This window comes from Allobosea psychrotolerans (genome assembly GCF_002917105.1).
In the GTDB taxonomy this organism is placed as follows: Bacteria; Pseudomonadota; Alphaproteobacteria; order Rhizobiales; family Beijerinckiaceae; genus Allobosea; species Allobosea psychrotolerans.
The window spans coordinates 305,621-321,645 of record NZ_PQFZ01000005.1 but is presented as its reverse complement, the minus strand read 5'-3'; the positions used below and the strand labels follow the sequence as shown (position 1 = coordinate 321,645).

Annotated in this window: 11 protein-coding genes; 3 read left to right on the top strand and 8 right to left on the bottom strand. The window is 66.6% G+C overall.

From position 1 onward, the window contains the following. Positions 1 to 6 precede the first annotated feature (6 nt). Positions 7 to 1,101 (top strand): HlyD family secretion protein, encoded by a 1,095-nt coding sequence (locus tag CYD53_RS11540; RefSeq protein ID WP_103718227.1) that lies wholly within the window; start codon positions 7 to 9, stop codon positions 1,099 to 1,101. Then, positions 1,098 to 2,708 (top strand): MFS transporter, encoded by a 1,611-nt coding sequence (locus CYD53_RS11535; protein ID WP_103718226.1) that lies wholly within the window; start codon positions 1,098 to 1,100, stop codon positions 2,706 to 2,708. The genes CYD53_RS11540 and CYD53_RS11535 overlap by 4 nt, the downstream gene beginning before the upstream one ends. 183 nt (positions 2,709 to 2,891) lie before the next feature. Here CYD53_RS11535 and CYD53_RS11530 read toward each other — a convergent pair whose 3' ends face one another. Both CYD53_RS11530 and CYD53_RS11525 read right to left on the bottom strand, forming a co-directional pair. Then, on the bottom strand, positions 2,892 to 6,347 hold the full coding sequence (locus tag CYD53_RS11530; RefSeq protein ID WP_103718225.1) for an AAA family ATPase: 3,456 nt from the start codon (positions 6,345 to 6,347) through the stop codon (positions 2,892 to 2,894). Then, complete coding sequence (locus CYD53_RS11525) at positions 6,347 to 7,558, bottom strand: metallophosphoesterase family protein (protein WP_342751698.1); 1,212 nt, start codon at positions 7,556 to 7,558, stop codon at positions 6,347 to 6,349. The genes CYD53_RS11530 and CYD53_RS11525 overlap by 1 nt, the downstream gene beginning before the upstream one ends. 611 nt (positions 7,559 to 8,169) lie before the next feature. Between CYD53_RS11525 and lpxD the strand changes: the two genes are divergently transcribed. After that, positions 8,170 to 9,213: a UDP-3-O-(3-hydroxymyristoyl)glucosamine N-acyltransferase gene (gene lpxD / locus CYD53_RS11520; protein WP_425428286.1), complete on the top strand. Its 1,044-nt coding sequence runs from the start codon at positions 8,170 to 8,172 to the stop codon at positions 9,211 to 9,213. A gap of 161 nt (positions 9,214 to 9,374) precedes the next feature. Here the strand turns inward: lpxD and CYD53_RS30240 are convergent, their stop codons facing one another. From CYD53_RS30240 to CYD53_RS11490, 6 genes are all read right to left on the bottom strand, one after another. Beyond that, complete coding sequence (locus CYD53_RS30240) at positions 9,375 to 9,551, bottom strand: hypothetical protein (RefSeq protein WP_181011822.1); 177 nt, start codon at positions 9,549 to 9,551, stop codon at positions 9,375 to 9,377. 132 nt (positions 9,552 to 9,683) lie between these two features. Then, on the bottom strand, positions 9,684 to 11,180 hold the full coding sequence (locus tag CYD53_RS11510; RefSeq protein WP_103718221.1) for a M81 family metallopeptidase: 1,497 nt from the start codon (positions 11,178 to 11,180) through the stop codon (positions 9,684 to 9,686). A gap of 62 nt (positions 11,181 to 11,242) precedes the next feature. Beyond that, positions 11,243 to 12,088, bottom strand: coding sequence for an ABC transporter permease (locus CYD53_RS11505; protein WP_103718220.1), 846 nt, complete (start codon positions 12,086 to 12,088; stop codon positions 11,243 to 11,245). Between the two features lie 202 nt (positions 12,089 to 12,290). Then, on the bottom strand, positions 12,291 to 13,223 hold the full coding sequence (locus CYD53_RS11500; protein ID WP_103718219.1) for an ABC transporter permease: 933 nt from the start codon (positions 13,221 to 13,223) through the stop codon (positions 12,291 to 12,293). A gap of 48 nt (positions 13,224 to 13,271) precedes the next feature. Further along, positions 13,272 to 14,855 (bottom strand): ABC transporter substrate-binding protein, encoded by a 1,584-nt coding sequence (locus CYD53_RS11495; RefSeq protein ID WP_245928194.1) that lies wholly within the window; start codon positions 14,853 to 14,855, stop codon positions 13,272 to 13,274. 54 nt (positions 14,856 to 14,909) lie between these two features. Continuing rightward, the gene (locus CYD53_RS11490) at positions 14,910 to 15,788 is read right to left on the bottom strand and encodes a MurR/RpiR family transcriptional regulator (RefSeq protein ID WP_103718218.1); all 879 of its coding nucleotides are present in this window, start codon (positions 15,786 to 15,788) and stop codon (positions 14,910 to 14,912) included. Positions 15,789 to 16,025: the final 237 nt, after the last annotated feature.

Sequence of the window (16,025 nt, the reverse complement as noted above, 5' to 3'; positions counted from 1 at the left end):
GGGACCATGGACGCCTTGGAAGAGAAGAGCATCGCCGTCAAAGGCGAAGGCCCGGGGAGCACCGCCCCGGCAGCGCGGCCGGGCAAGAGAAAGCTGATCGGGCTGCTGCTGTGCCTGGGCGCCGTGGCGGCTGGGGCCGCCGGATGGGCCAGAGCCCGTTCCGGTGGCGAGGCGACCGACAATGCCTATCTCCGCGGGGACCTGACCTCGCTTGCGCCGAAGATCGCCGGTTATGTCACGGCGGTCGAGATCGAGGACAATCAGGCCGTCCAGGCGGGCGACATCCTGTTCCGGATCGATGATGCCGACTATCGTGCGAAGCTCGCGCAGGCCGTCGCCAACCTCGAGGCCGCGCAGGCGCGCGTCACCAATGTCGACGCCGAAACCAGGCTCCAGCACGCTTTGGTCAGGCAGGCCGAAGCCCAGAAGCAGGCAGCGATCGCCGAGCTGACCCTCGCGACACGGTCGCAGGGCCGGCGTCGCGAGCTCATTCGCAGCAATGCGGTGAGCCAGGCCCTGCTCGACGAAAGCGACGCCGCGCGCTCGCGGGCCGAAGCGAATCTGTCGGCGGCCTCGGCGACGATCGAGGCGCAGCAGCAGCGCATCGCCGTCCTGGCCACGCAGCGCGAAGCCGCCATTGCCGCCGTGGCGCAGGCGCGGGCAGCGCGCGATCTGTCCCAGATCGACCTCGACAGCACCGTCGTGCGCGCGCCCGTCGCAGGCATCGTCGGCAACCGCCAGGTCCGGATCGGCCGGCTGGTCGCGCCGGGAGGCTCGCTGCTCGACATCGTTCCCGTCGACGGCGTCTGGGTCGTGGCGAATTTCAAGGAAACCCAGCTCGAGCAGATCAGGCCCGGCCAGCACGTCCGCATCACCGTCGACGGCTATCCGAGCGCGGCCCTCCAGGGCGTGGTCGACAGCTTCGCACCCGGCAGCGGCTCCGCCTTCAGCCTGCTCCCGGCCGACAATGCGACGGGGAATTTCGTCCGCGTCGTCCAGCGCGTTCCGGTGAAGATCCGGTTCGTCGGCACTCCCTTGCCCGGCCGCCTCGTGCCCGGCCTGTCCGCGCGTGTCGAGATCGCTCCCGGAGGCCGCTCATGACCATGGCCGCCACCGCCGTGCCGGGCCGCGGCAGCACTGCGGCCGGCGCCCTTCTCGTCACCGGCATCGTGCTCGCCGCCTTGACCGAGGCGATCGCCGGCACCGTCCTGTCGCTCGGGCGCGGCGACATCATCGGCGACATCTCCGCGACTCCCGACGAGTTCGCCTGGCTCGACGTCGGATATACCGCGCTCAAGCTCATCGGCTTCATGACCGCGCCCTGGCTGATGCGCCGCCTCGACCCGCGCAGCGTGCTCGTCGCCGCGACCCTGGCCATGGGCCTGGCGTCCGGGATCGCCGCCATGACGGCCCGGCTCGACCTGCTGATCGCGCTTCGGGCCGTCCAGGGTGCCTCCGGCGGCACCCTGCTCGTCGCTGGCCAGGCGATCCTGTTTCTGCGCTTCCCGCGCTCGCACCAGCCTCTGCTCCAGGCGCTGTTCGCGATGGGAGCCGTCGTTGCGCCCGGGACACTCGCTCCGGCGCTTCAGGGCTGGCTGCTCGACGCGCAATCCTGGACCTGGATCTTCTTCGGCATCGCGCCGCTGGCCCTCATGGCCGCAGGGTTTCTGCTGATGGCGGAGGGCCCGATGCCCGCCAAGGGCGCGCCCAGCCCGTTCGACTGGATCGGCTTTTCGCTGATCTCGGTCGCGTTTTTCTGCCTCAGCTACGTCTTCACGCAGGGCAGCCGGTGGGACTGGTTCGAGGAGCCGCGCATTCTGTGGCTGACGGTGATCGGCGCGGCCGCCCTGCTGGGCTTTCTCGGCCAGCAGGCGATGGCCAGGGGCCGGGGCCTGCTCGACTTCACCGTGTTCGGCCCGAATGCTTTTTCCTTCGCCTTCGTCGTCAGCTTCGTCGCGGGCGCCGCACTATCGGGCAGCGCATTCCTGATTCCGTCGTTCGCGGTGTCCGTTCTCGCGTTCACGCCGACCGAGGCCGGGCGCCTCCTCTTGCCGAGCGCTGTGCCTTTCGTCGGTGCGCTCCTTCTTGTCGCTCTTCTTGTGCGCTTCCGCCATCTGCCGCCATTCGCGACCGTGCCCTTCGGCATCCTGACCCTCATGGCCGCGATGTGGATGCTGTCCGGTTCGACCAGCGAGAGCGGAGCGGACGATATGATGGCCGGAGTGCTGTTGCGCGGCCTGGGTCTCGGCCTCCTGTTCCTTTCGATCACGCTGATCGCGTTCAGCGCTCTCGACGCGCGCAAGCTCGCCGGCGGAATCGGGCTTTTCAATACCGGCCGCCAGCTCGGCGGCCTGATGGGGATCGCGGCTCTCCAGACGCTGATCGACCACCACACCGTCGCCAATGTCGCGGTGCTCGGCGCCAATGTCGCTGCGGGAAAGCCTGCCGTCAGCGAGCGGTTGTCGGCCATGGCAGCGATGTTGACGGCGAAGGGCATGGATGCCGCAGTGGCGAGCCGGGCAGCGACGAGCCTTCTGGGCCGCGCCGTGGCAGCTCAGTCCACCGTGATCGCCTTCGACACTGCGTTCAACGCAGTCGCCCTGCTGTTCGTGGTCGCAGCCCCCATGCTGGTCGCCATCAAGATCGGCCTTGCCCGATATGCGAAGGCGCGGGCCGCGATCGCTCACAACGCGGCAGGCTCGTCATGAGCCGCACGCAACTGGTGTCTTCAGCAGCCTGCCAGAGCATTCTCGAGCGAGGTGGACTCCGCTGCGCGCAAAGAAAGTCATATAAAACAAGGATGTAGAGCATTTTCGCGCTTCAGAGAAGCGCAGAAGCGCTTCCGGGTCGCTGACTTGCCGATGCCGAGACGCCTCCTGCTCGCTTCTCCCTCACGCAGGCAATTCGTGCACGGTGATGGCGGGGCAAATCCCGCGGGCGATGCCGATCAGGTGGCGGTGATGCGTCGCCACGATAACCTGCCCGGTTCCAGCCATCTCGGCGAGGAGACGGCAGGCCTCTTCGGAGCGGAAATCGTCGAAGGTCTCGAGGATGTCGTCTGCGATGAACGGCAGCGAAGGGCGGGTCTTGGCGAACTCGTGATAGCCGGCGATGCGCAGCGCCAGATAGAGTTGCGCCCGCGTGCCGGTCGACATGTCCGTGGCGAGTTTCGAGCCGCCCGCGGCCATGACGCCCAGGAGGATTTCCTTGTCGCCGCTGGGCTGGGTCTTGAGGCCGGAATAGGCGCCCTTGGTGATCGTCTGGAAAGCCTCCGAGGCGCATTGCAGCATCGAGGTTCGGTGCGTCTCGCGATAGATCTGAAGCGCCTGGTGGGCGGCCGCGATGCCCAATTTCCGGCGCGCGAAGGTGATGGCCTTCTCTTCGAGCTCGACAAGCAATGTCCGGCGCTCCTCGTCGAGCCGCGCGACAGCATCATCGCCACCGATCGCCGCGAGCGCGCGATCAGCCTGCATGTGCCGCGCGTGAAGGTCGTGAGCTTCACGATCCTGCCCTTCGAGCCGCGCTGTGAGCGTGGCTGCCTCGGTTTCAAGCTGTGATTGATCGAGCTCGGCCAGGATCGCTTCAGCGGCGTCCAGCGATTGGGATCGACAAGCTGCAGTCACGCGCTCGCCCAGGAGTTTCAGCTGGCGCTCGAGGTCGGAGCGACGGTTGGCCCGGTCGATCATGGCGCTGACCTCGAGCAGCGAACCGACGCCGAAGAAAGCGGTCAGGGTCGATGCCTCGGCTTCATGCAGCGCGATCCTTTCCATGGCCTCGCGCTGCACGATCTCGGCCTGGTCGAGGTCGGCTTGCTTGCTGCGGCGCCTTTGGTCGTTCAGCCGCGCGAGCTCAACGCGCCGGCGCAGGTCCGAGGCGAGTTCAAGAGGATCGTCGTCTGCGAGGCCAAGCGTGCCGGCGATCGCCTGCACGGCGTGGACGAACTGCTCCTGGTCTCGCTTCATGGCCTCGATGCGGTGGCTGAGGCTTTCGCGTTCGACCTCCAGAGGCGGAATCTCCGCAAGCAGGGACAGGATCTGATTGATCTCGTCAGGTCCGGGCGGGGAGGGCACTTCACCGAGCCAGCAGGACCCGACGGCCGTGCTCCAATCCCGTTGCCATTCGTCATCGGCGGCTTGCGCCTCGGCGAGATCTCGCTTGCGGGCGCCGAGCTCAGTCGCATGGGTTTCTGCGGCCCTTGCCGCGTTGGCGAGATCGGAACCGTGCTTCTTCCGCTGCTCGACGATGGCCTGCAGGCTGACGAGAAGGCTGTCGAAGGCGGCGTCGGGCGACGCGATTCCAGCAGCCTTCAAGGCGGATGTCAGCCGCTCGATCTGGGCGGCGGCATCATCTTGGGCCGCACGAAGATCGGTCGATGCCGATTTGAGGCTGGCATTGATGTCGAGGACCGACAGGCGACGCGACAGCCAACGTTCGAGTTCGCTCAGGCGCATCTCGGCCGGCAGCCCGATCGCGCTGAGCGCGCCTGCCGTCTCGCGGTCCAGAACCATCTTCAAGTCGAGCGCCTGGCGCTGGAGGTCCTCGACCCGCTTCAGCTTGGCGGAGGCTGTCGCCATCGCCTGGATTGCCTGCCGCAGCTCGGCAGCCTGGCTTGTCTGGCGAAGCTGCGCATCGGTGATCGCGTCGTCCTGCCGCAACGCGCTCTCGAAGGCTTCGGCCGTGGCATGGTCCATGGCCCGGCGATGGCTGAGCCAGGCGTCGTCGCGCCTGGCCCGGGATGCGAGGGCCGCCGTATCGTCGACCAGCCCGGTCGCGGTTTTGATCGCGTCGATTTTCGCGGAGAGCTCGATTGCGGTGTTGGTCAGGTTTTCAATGTCAGAGCCGTGCGTGACCAGGGCCTGGCGGATCGTTTCAGCCCGGCCGCGCCAGTCTTCGATCTGATCTGCCGTCGGCACCCTGACCGCGTTGAGCTGATCGATTTCGCCGGACCACGGGCTGAGCTGCGGGAGCTGGTCTGCAAGCTTTTCTCTGAGGTCGGCGACGATGCGGCGCGCCGATCGTTCGCGGGCGACATGGTCGCTCGCCCGCGCCTGGTCGAGAACGAGCTGCAGCCGCGCCACCGACGCCTCATCGGCCTTGGCCGGGCCGAACCCTTCAAGGACCTGTCTTGCCGCTGCATCCGCCTCGCTGGCACGGGCATGTTCTCTCCTGGCGGACTGCAGCCTTTCGCGGATGCCCGATCGCCGATCGATCAAGCCGCGGAGCTTTCCGACCAGCGAGGCCGAGAGCACCAGTTTCGATGGGTCAGCATCCGGTCGATCGAGCCGTTCCGCGACCTTCCTGAGGTTGCCGGTCATGGCGGCGAGTTCGGATTGCCGCTTCGGGATGTCGAGTGCCGCGACGTAGCGCGCCTCGCCGGTATGCAGGGCGTCGATTGCGGGGCCTGCCGCGATGACGGACGACTCGACCTGAATGCCATCCCGCTCCCCGCGGATCTGCTCTACTCTGGCCGCGGCGATCTCGGAGGCGGCCTTGAGGCGGCCATCGGCGGTGATCAGCTCCGGCAGGCGTTCAGCCCAGCCGGCCGGCGGCTGTGGGACCTCGGCCAGGGTCGACAGGTCCTGGCGAAGGGCCCTGACGGCTGCCAGATCAGGCAAGGCGGAAAGGTAGCGGTTGATCTCGTCCAGGCGGAGCTTCGACTTGCCGCGCTCGGCCAGCGAGGTTTCGTATTTTGCCGCGGCGTCGTCCCTATCCTGGACAAGCTGGGCATGGGTGGTGGCAAGGACGTTGATCTCGTCCTTCCTGGCTTTCAGCACGTCGAGCCTGGTCTTGAAGCTCAAGAGTTCGGTCGAGCGGGCGCGCGCCTTGTGAAAGGCATCCGCGGTCTCCTGCAACCTGGTGAGGGTCGAGCCGAAGGCAGCCAGGCCGGCGCTGGCGGAGAAGAGCAACTGGCCGAGCTCACCCTGGCTGGCGAGGATGCTCTCGCCGCCGAGGCGCAGCGTCTCCTCATCGAGACAGAACATCATCCGATAGGCTTCGCGGTTGATGCCGGAGAGGCCCGCGGTCAGCACGCCCTCATCGATGGCCTGGCCGCTCGCATCCCGGAGCCTGGCCCCTCGTTTGACGCGCACCACCTCTCGCGTGCCGCTGGGAAGGTCGAGAGCTGCACCGAGCTGCATGGTGTCGTAGCCGTGGAGGAAGTCGTAGGGCGAGCGCTGACCAATGCCGAAGAACAGGTCGACAATCGCGGCCGTGAGCGTCGATTTGCCAGCCTCATTGCTGCCGACGATCAGGTGGAAGTCGGGCTTGCCATCCTCGGGGCTGCCGAAGTCGATGATATGGTCGGTGAAGCGACCGAAACGCGTGAGATCGAGGCGCCGGATCCGCATCAGGCGCGCGGCTCCCCATCGGCTTCATGCAGATGGGCGATGACGTCGAGCGCGCCATCACGGGTCAATTGCGCGACGGCCTTCTCGAAGCTGGCCTCATCCTCTCCAAAAATCCTGTGAAGCTCGCGAGGCAATGCGCCTCGAAGCTCCGCGACGATCTCGCTGGCCTGAAGCCGGTAGGCATCGGATTTCAGGACGTCGCTGGCGATGAGCTGCGACAGCTCCGCGACGGCGCTGGCGTTGTCTGCCGCGGCTCCGAGAGGCTCGGAACAGTCGGAGCTGATCTTTTCGATCCAGGTCTTGCCGATGATCGCGGCCTGCTGCTCGGCCTCGGCGAGCAGCATCTCGGTGTCCCGGCGCAAGCGCCAGCTGAGGGGCGTTGCGCCGGTGAGCAGGATGCGAGCGATCAGATGATCGGATGCCGCGGCTTCGCACTCAGCCGCCAGTTTGCGACCGATAACGCGCATCGCATCCGACCAGTCCTCGACGCCGGACAGGTCCACCATGACACGCTCGAACTGAGCCGTGCTGGTGCGGTGCTCTTCGATCTCGATGGTGCCGTCCTCGTTGACCGTGACGAGGCTGACCGATTTCGCGCCGCTCTCGTTGATGTCGCGGCCCTGCGGGATGCCGGGCATGACGATGGCGGGCCTGTCGAGATGGATCTGGCGCTTGTGAACATGGCCGAGCGCCCAATAGTCGAAACCGGCCGCGGCGAGGTCGGCGACGTTGCAGGGGGCATAGCGATCATGGCCTTCGGCGCCGGCAAGGCTGGTGTGCAGCAGCCCGATATTGATCGCGCCGTCGACCGGCGGCTTGAACTTCGGCAGGAGGCTCTCGAGGGCGTGCGGCCGCGGGAAGCTGATGCCGTGAATGACGACGTCCCGGCGGCCTGTTTGACCGGGCAGGGAAATCGCCCCGGCGGAGCCCTTGAAGAATGTCACGCTGTCGGGAAAGACGAGCTCCGCCGTGATCCGGGACATGGCATCATGGTTGCCGCGGATGCCGAAAGTGCGGATGCCCGCTTCATCCAGGCGGCGCAGCTGTCCGGCGATGAAGCCGGCGGTCTTCATCGAGGTCTGGTCGCCATCGTAGAGATCGCCCGAAATCAGCAGGGCGTCGACCCTCTCGTCCAGGCAGAGATCTACGATTGCGACAAACGCTTTTCGCGTGGCGTTCGCGACCAGCTCCGCGAGCTCGGGGTTTCGCAGCGCCAGGGACTTGAGCGGCGCATCGATATGCAGGTCCGCGCAGTGAACGAAGCGAAAGCTGGAAATGACGTTCGGGCTCCAAACCCATCAGGATTCTTGTCTGTCGAGCATACGCGAAAGAACGCCCTTGGGGAGGGACGGCCGCGCATTGTCAGCCGGTATCTCGCTCCCGGGCCTATGTTTGCAACCCGAATCTGGGGCCTGTCAGGGGTCGTGTGCCGGGAGTTCTGCAAAACCTGAGGATGGCCATGGCAGGTTGGTGATGCTCGACGCCACCCGGCTCCAGGGACGCTGTGTGCGGCGCAAGCCTTCAGGCTGCATGCACGGTCCAGTCGCGAGGCCGCGGTTGGTCCCGCACGCGGTTCGATGTCACCACCGCAATCTCGGCGCCCGCATTTCGCAATCTGTCCTCGCATTGACGTTTCGAAATATAAGGCCTTCGGTTGGACACGCTTCAAACAATCGAACGTCGCAATGCACGGCGCAACTCGCAAGCGATGCGGGTCATCCCACAGAACCGGTAGCGCGCTTTGCAGAATCCGCCATCCGCGAGTGGGCTTGGTAATCTTCACAGCCGCGGCATCGACCCAAAACCGAACTACTGGAAGGCGATCATGACCGCGATCCAAGTTTCCGAGGCACGTGGAATAACTTTGGCCGAACTCGCGGAAGAAGCGGGGGCTTCGCTTCCGGCATCCGCCGATCCTGCGGTTCGGCTGAGCGGAGGAGCGAGCCTCCACACGGCAGAACCGTGGCATGTGGCCTATATGGATCACGGCCGGCATGCGGAGGCGCTGCGGGGCACCCTGGCGGGCGCCTGCGTCATCATGGAACGCTTCGCCGATATGGTCCCGCCCGGAACCGTGGCCATCGTCGTCCGGGATCCGCACCTGGCCTATGCCAAGCTGCTCGCCCGGCTTCACCCGGAGGCGCTTCGGCCCGAGACCGTTCTGGGCCAGGTCGGCACGGCCTTCGGATGTTTCGTCCATTCCCGCGCTCGGATCGGGGTCGGGGTGGTCCTCGATCCCGGCGTCGTCATCGGAGACGGAGCCGTCGTCGGGGACGGCACGAGGGTCGGGGCCCATACGGTGCTCGGGGCCGGTGTCGTGATCGGCCGGGATTGTTCGATCGGCGCTGGCGTCACCATCGCACACTGCGACATGGGTGACCGTGTGATCATCCATCCTGGGGCTCGCATCGGCCAGGACGGCTTCGGGTTTGCGCTCAGCGCTTCCGGTCATCTGAAGGTGCCGCAGCTTGGGCGCGTCCTGATCGGGAACGACGTCGAGATCGGTGCGAACACGACGGTCGATCGCGGCAGCGGGCGGGACACGGTCATCGGAGCCGGGACCAAAATCGATAATCTGGTGCAGGTGGCTCACAATGTGCGGATCGGTTGCCTCTGTGTGATCGCGGCCCAGGTTGGCATCGCAGGCTCGACCGTCCTGGACGACGGCGTCGCCGTTGGAGGGCAAAGCGCCATCGCGGGGCATCTCCACATCGGCCGGGGCGCTCAACTGGCTGGGGCATCGGGATTCATGAGGAACATTCCGGCCGGCGAACGCTGGGGTGGAATGCCGGCCAGACGCGCCCGCGAATGGTTCAGGGAGCAGGCAACGCTCAAGAACCTGGCGAGGCCGGCGAGCGCCGCCTGACTGGCCTTGCGCCGCTTCACGCCCGGGCAGATGTGGATGCCGGACGACCCGGCCTGGAGCGTGCGGCGAGCCTGCCGTTCGCGGCGACGAACTGGTGATGCCACATCGCCTCCGTCACCAATGTCCCGTTCGCCGGTCGAACGGCCATGTTTTGCCCGCCGTCAGACAACAGGGTTCGAAAATTCGCCCTGTTCACTGTCCCATCGTGCGGCGGCCTCGACGAGGGCGAGACGGTCCGCCTTGTCGGGCGTGCCTTCGCCGGCTTCCTCCTGATCGCTGATGCGCTGCTTGGCGGCATGGTAGATTTCCATGCTGGTGATGTGGATCTGTACCGCCATCATGGTCCCTTGTTATCGCTAGCAAGGGGAACGCCCGGGCCGTCCGGAGGTTGCCTCGATGTCGGCACGGTGGAGCCGACAGGAAAGCGCGCGCACAGCTGGCCGGAGTGGCGCCGGCCACCCGGCTGTGATTTATCGAGCGGCAAAATCCCGATCGAGCGGGAAGATCGGCCGGCGGGCGCGGCGATAGGGCAGTTTTGTCAGGTCCGGCGTACACAGCGCGCCGCTGTCGCAGACGATGACCTTGCCGGCGATCGGCTCGAAGGCGGCCCGGAAATGCTGCATCGACTTCAGCGCCACCACGCGCTTGGCGGCGGGGTCGATGCCGAAGGCGCGGAATTGCTGCAGGTCGTTCATCTGCGCCCGGATCGTGGTGACCAGGATCTCGATATCGCCGACGCGCAGCACCGCGCAGGGCCCCCAGCTCGCATGCAGGCCGCCGAGCATCGGGCCGTCGCCGACATAGTCGCCCGCGCTCAGGCTGACGAGCGTGCCGGTGAGGGCAAGCGGCCCGCCGCCGATCTCGGGGTCGACCTTGCCGCCGAGCCTGACCGAGACCGTCGCACCCGGCTGCGCCTTGTGCAGCTCGGCTGCGGCCTCGGGATCGACGATCGGGCCGAAGCAGGCATCTTTCAGGTCGGCTTCGATCATGGCTTTCAAAAGCCCGGTCGCGTCGCCATAGCCGCCGCCGCCGGGATTATCGGCGTAATCGGCGATGATCAGCGGGCCCGATGTCGCGACATAGGCGGCCGCTTCCGCGACCGCCTCTGCCACAGTGAGGAAGGGCGTCACCATCTCGAAGCGGCGCTGCCACATGTCGTCGACCAGCGCCTCGGCGAAGCCGCGATGGCGCGCGAGATCGCCCTGGCAGGTGACCAGCACGGTCGGGCCGACCTCGGCGATATCGGCATTGCCGAAACCGCCATTGACGCTGACGGCGAAGACGCCCGGTTCCTGCTCATAGGCCTTCGCCTTGGCGATGCGCGCGACCATCGGGCCGATATCGGTGCGCCCGCCATTGACCTCCTCCAGCATCGGCCGCTCCGCGCGCAGCGTCACCGGTCTGATCTCGCCCGCCATGGCGCGCTGCAGGATGCCGGCCGCCAGCCGCCCGGTCTCGCGGACATCGACATGCGGATAGGTCTTGTAGGAGACGACGATCTCGGCGAGCTCCGTCATCGCCCGGGTGACATTGGCATGGGGGTCGAGCGTGACGCCGATCGGCACTTTCGGGCCGAGCACGGCGCGCAGCCGCCTGAGCAGTTCGCCTTCGCCATCCTCGCAGAACTCCGTCACCATCGCGCCGTGCAGGCCGAGCAGCACGCCGTCGATCGCCCCGGCATGGGCCTTGGCCGCCTCGACGATGACATTGGCGATGCGGTCGAAGGCATCGCGCGTCACCGGGCCCGAGGGCTGGGCGGCGGCGCTGATCGCATGGACCACCCGCCAGCCGGCCGGACGGCCGATATCGAGGAAGCCGGCGATCGGTGTATTGGCCTCGCCGCGCTCGGCGATGGCGGCGTCGCCCAGCCTGATGCCGCGATCCATGAAGGCGGCGTAATCGGCCGGGCAGCGGCTGAAGGTGTTGCTCTCATGCGAGAACTCGGCGGTCAGCACGGTGAAGCTCATGGCGTTCCCTGGGGTCCCTGATGTTTGTCTTGGATGCGGTTCTTGTGGAGTGGGGCGGCGCGTCAGCCGTCGCGCAGCGAGGCGCGGATATCGAGCGCCTCGATCAGCGCGTCTCCGAACAGGTTGATCGCGATCACGGTCGTGGCGATGACGAGGCCGGGAAAGATGATGATCCAGGGCGCGATGAAGATCTGCGCCGTGCCGGAGCTCATCATCGCCCCCCAGCTCGGCACCGGCGGCTGCGCGCCGAGCCCGAAGAAGCCCAGTGTCGCCTCGAGCACGATGGCGTCGCCCGTCGCCAGCATGCCGGCGACGATGACCGGCGTCATCGCATTGGGCAGGAGATGGCGGAAGAGCACGCGGCCGGGATGGGCGCCGGCCGCCACTGCCGCATCGACGAAGAGCTCGCCCTTGAGCGACATCACCTGCGCCCGCGTCAATCGGGTGAACTGGGCGAGATAGGCGATCGCGATGGCGATCGCGGTGGAGTGCAGCCCCGGCCCCAGGATCGCGATCAGAATCAGCGCCAGCAGGATCTCGGGAAACGACCAGGTCAGGTCGACGATGACGGTCACGGCCCGGTCGAACAGGCCGCCGAAATAGCCGGCGGCGGCGCCGAGCGTCGCCCCCGCGACCACCGACAGCGCGATCGAGAACACGCTGACGCTGAGCGAGGTGCGCGCGCCCTGGATGATGCGCGAGAGCAGGTCGCGCCCGAATTCGTCGGTGCCGAGCCAATGCGCCGGTGAGGGCGGCGTATTGGCGATCGAGAGCTGTTGGGCGGCATAGTCGTAAGGCGCGATCCACGGCGCGAAGACGGCGCAGAAGACGAGCGCGATCAGGAACAGCGCGCAGATGGCGCCGCGCGGCGAGCGGGCGAGGCGGGTGGCAAGAGACGGACGGCTCATCGTGGACGGCTCATCTTGCACCCGTTCATCTTGAAGCCTGCTTGGAACCTCCAGCCCTCATCCTGAGGAGCCGCGCAGCGGCGTCTCGAAGGATGCTCCAGATGGTTCGGGAGCCTCCTGGAGCATCCTTCGAGACGCGCTCCTGCGGAGCGCTCCTCAGGATGAGGGCTCAGGAAACGTCCAAGCGGGCTTTCAGTCCGGCTCATCTCGCACCCATGGCTTCGCGCAGGCGCGGATCGAGCGCCGCCTGGGCGAGATCGCCCAGCAGCGTGCCGAGCATCACCGCGATGGCGAGCATCAAGAGGCAGCCCTGCACCAGCGGATAGTCGCGCTGCCCGAGCGCGGTGATCAGCAGCGAGCCGAGGCCCGGCCGGGCGAAGACGTATTCCACGGTGACGGCGCCGCCGAGGATCCAGCCGATGCGCAGGCCCAGGATCGTCATCACCGGCAGCATCGCCTGCTGGAGCACGTGGCGCAGCTGGATGCGCCAGAAGGGCAGGCCCTTGGCGTGGAGCACGCGCACGAAATCGCGGCCGGCGATCTCGATCATCGCGGCGCGGGTGACGCGGGCGATCAGCGCGGTGCCGCCGATGCCGATGGTCAGCGCCGGCAGGACCAGCGCGTCCCAGCTGCGCGCGCCGGAAACCGGGAACCATTCGAACTGCACGGCAAACATCAGGATCATCAGCAGCGCCAGCCAGAAGCTCGGCAGCGTCGAGCCGAGCAGGATGAAGCCCATCACCGCCCGGTCGAACAGGCTGTCGCGGAAGGAGGCGGCGAGCACGCCGGTGACGATCCCCACCGTGGTGGAGAAGATCAGCGCCGCGCCGCCCAGCGCCAGGCTGTGGGGCATGTTCTCCGCGATCAATCGCGCGACCGGCTGGCGCATCACGATGGCGTCGCCAAGATCGCCCGTGACGACCTTGGCGAGCCAGCGCCCGTACTGCACGATGAGCGGCTGGTCGAGGCCGTAGCGGGCGATCATCTGCGCCCGCTGCTCGGGCGAGGAGCCGACCTGGATCAGATGCTCCAGCGGATCGCCCGGCACGAGATGGATGATCATGAAGATCACCAGCGAGACGGCGAGGAACACCGGCACCAGCATGGCGAGCCGCCGGATCGCGAAATGCAGCAAGGCGCTCTCCCCTCTACGGCCGGGACCGGGCTCGGTTCGCAGCCAGCTTCAGTTCGCCGGAGCGATGTCGAGCATGGTCGGCCCGTAGAGCCCGGTGCCGCGGATCACCTGGGGCAAGGTGATGCGCTTGCCATAGGCCAGGCTCTGCGCCGGCTGGTAGATCGGCGCGAACGGGTACTGCGACAGCACATACTCGTGGTACTTCGTGAAGTTCGCGACGCGCTCCTCCCAGCTCTTCGACTTGTTCATCGCGATGTCGTTCAGCCGCTCGGCTTCCGGGTCGTTGAACATCGAGACATTGGGGTAGCCGGCGCGCTTGGCCGCGAAGAACCAGTCGACGATGTCGGCATTGGTCCACTGATACGAGCGGATCGCGAGCTGGTGCTCGGTCTTCTTGCGGTACTGCGCGTTGATCGAGCCGGCATCGATGATGCTGATATCGGCTTGCATGCCCACCGCCTTGAGCTGGGCCTGGACGATCTCGACGAGGCGCTTGAACTCGGTGCCGTTCTGGGTCCAGAGCTTGACCTCGAGGCGCTTGCCGTCCTTGACGCGGATGCCGTCGGGACCCGCCTTCCAGCCGGCTGCGTCGAACAGTTTCTTCGAGCGTTCGGGATCGTAGGAGATCTTGTACTTGGGATCGACCTGCGACTCCTTCAGCGAGGAGATCAGGAAGGTGTCCGCGACCGCACCGTTGCCGCCATAGAGGCTGGTCAGGATCTCCTTCTGGTTGACGGCGAAGGCGGTCGCCTCGCGCAGCCTGACATCGGTGAACGGCTCGACGCTGGTGTTGATCGGCATATAGACCAGCTCGTTGCCGGGAATGGTGACGAGCTTCACCGCCTTGTCGGCCTGGATGCGCGGCAGGAAGTCGGTGGGAACATTGACCAGCATGTCGGCGCCGCCGGTCTTCAATTCGAGATAGGCGGTCGATTCCTCGGCGATCTCGCGGAAGGTCAGCTTCTTGAACTTGGCCGGCCCCTTATTGGCCGAGAGGTCGGAGGCCCAGGCATAGTCGTCATTGCGCACCAGCACGGTCTGCTGGCCGACGCTGAACTGCTGCAGCTTGTAGGGGCCGGTGCCGATGGCCTCGGTCACGCCGAACTTGTCGCCGAGCGCCGTGTAGGATTTGGGCTCGGGAATGCACATGAAGGATGTGGCGAGGTTGAACAGCAAGTTCGGGTCGGGGTGCTTCATGTGGAAGCGCACGGTCAGGTCGTCGACGACCTCGACACGCTCGATCGCCTCCACGGTGAAGGCGTTCTCGGTGCCCTTGAACTGCGGCACCCACCATTCGATCGTCCGGGCGTTGAACGGCTCGCCATTGTGGAACTTGACGCCGGGCTTGAGCTTGAAGGTCCATTGCATGCCGTCGGGGCTGGCCTCCCAGGAGGCGGCGAGCTGGCCATGGAAGCTCTGGTCGGCGTCCTGCACGACGAGGCGGTCGAAGATCAGCGTCGTCGCCGTGTTGAGCTTGGTCGCCTTGGTCGGGTTGTAGGTCGGCGCGCCGACGAGGCGCGCGGTCATCACGAAGGTCGCCTCCTGCGCCTGCGCGCTGGTCGCGGCCAGGCCTGTCAGGCTCAAGCCCGCGAGGCTCAAGGCCAGCAGGCTGCGTGTCATCATCGTCTTCATTCCGTTTCCCCTTTTTGTTGTGAGATGCTGCGCAGGCTTGGAAGGCGAGGGCGCTCAGTCGAGCGGGCCTGTGGCGTCGCCGACATGGCCGGTGAAGCGGCCATAGAGCTCGGCCATCCGGTTCAGCCGCTGCTCGACCTGTGGGCCGAGCTCGACGAAGACGGCGTTGATCATCAGGTTGCTCAGGCTCGCCATCTGGGCGGTCGAGTCCCAGAACAGGTTGAACTCGGTCGAGACGACCAGCATCTCGTCGACCAGCCCGCGCCCCCAGTCGCAGAAGGAATCGGTGACGAGCGTGGTGGCGATGCCGGCAGCCTTGGCTTCCCGCGCCAGCACTTTTGCCATGCGCGAATAGCGCCGCGCCTCGAAGATCACCAGGCAACGCCCGGGCTCGTCCGGGAGCAAGAGCTCGGAGAAATTGCCGGCGGCGAGGTCGACGAGATGCACGCCGTCGCGCAGGTACTGGAGCTGGTTGGCGAGGTATTGGGCCAGGCCCCGCTCGGTCTGGAAGCCGGTGATGTAGACCCTGGGCGCGCTGGCGAGCCGGCGCGCCACGCGCTTCCACTCCTCGCTCTGGGCAAGCTCGTAGAGCCTGACGAGGCCGGCGATCTCGAGCTCGAGGCTGCGCGCCAGCTGGTCGTCGCCGGCGCGGCTGCGCTCCTGGAAGTCGCGCAGCCGGTCGCTGATCAGCCAGGGGCTGTCGCCGATCTCGTCGGCCAGGCTCGCCTTGAGATCCTTCAGGCTCCTGTAGCCGAGCGTCCGGCAGAAGCGCCCGACCGTCGGCTCGCTCAGCGAAACCTTCTCGGCCAGGCTCGCGGCCGTCTCGAAAGGCAGGCTCGGCATCCGCGCCAGCATATAGCTCGCCAGCGCCTTGTCGGCGCGGGAGCCCCCAGCGAGGCAGGCCTGCAATCTCTGGCGGAGCGTCTGCGACATCGGAACTCCCGGCGATGTCTCAATGAAGAAATTTTTCTATCACGCTGTCAAAGGATTTTTATTTTCTTGCAAACAGTGGTGGTTTGAGGCTCGTCTGTGGCAATGCCACAGGAAGCAACGCCCCGGGCCTCGCGCCCCATGGGACTGTTTGGAACGTTCTTGAGCCCTCATCCTGAGGAGCCGCGCAGCGGCGTCTCGAAGGATGCTCCAGCTTGCGCGGAGCCTCCTGGAGCATCC

Bases quoted from the DNA above. Each gene is read 5' to 3' on its own strand.
- CYD53_RS11510 (WP_103718221.1), bottom strand. From the start codon at position 11,180: ATGAGCTTCACCGTGCTGACCGCCGAGTTCTCGCATGAGAGCAACACC.
- CYD53_RS11490 (WP_103718218.1), bottom strand. From the start codon at position 15,788: ATGTCGCAGACGCTCCGCCAGAGATTGCAGGCCTGCCTCGCTGGGGGC.
- CYD53_RS30240 (WP_181011822.1), bottom strand. From the start codon at position 9,551: ATGGCGGTACAGATCCACATCACCAGCATGGAAATCTACCATGCCGCC.
- CYD53_RS11540 (WP_103718227.1), top strand. From the start codon at position 7: ATGGACGCCTTGGAAGAGAAGAGCATCGCCGTCAAAGGCGAAGGCCCG.
- CYD53_RS11495 (WP_245928194.1), bottom strand. From the start codon at position 14,855: ATGAAGACGATGATGACACGCAGCCTGCTGGCCTTGAGCCTCGCGGGC.
- CYD53_RS11535 (WP_103718226.1), top strand. From the start codon at position 1,098: ATGACCATGGCCGCCACCGCCGTGCCGGGCCGCGGCAGCACTGCGGCC.
- CYD53_RS11505 (WP_103718220.1), bottom strand. From the start codon at position 12,088: ATGAGCCGTCCGTCTCTTGCCACCCGCCTCGCCCGCTCGCCGCGCGGC.
- CYD53_RS11530 (WP_103718225.1), bottom strand. From the start codon at position 6,347: ATGCGGATCCGGCGCCTCGATCTCACGCGTTTCGGTCGCTTCACCGAC.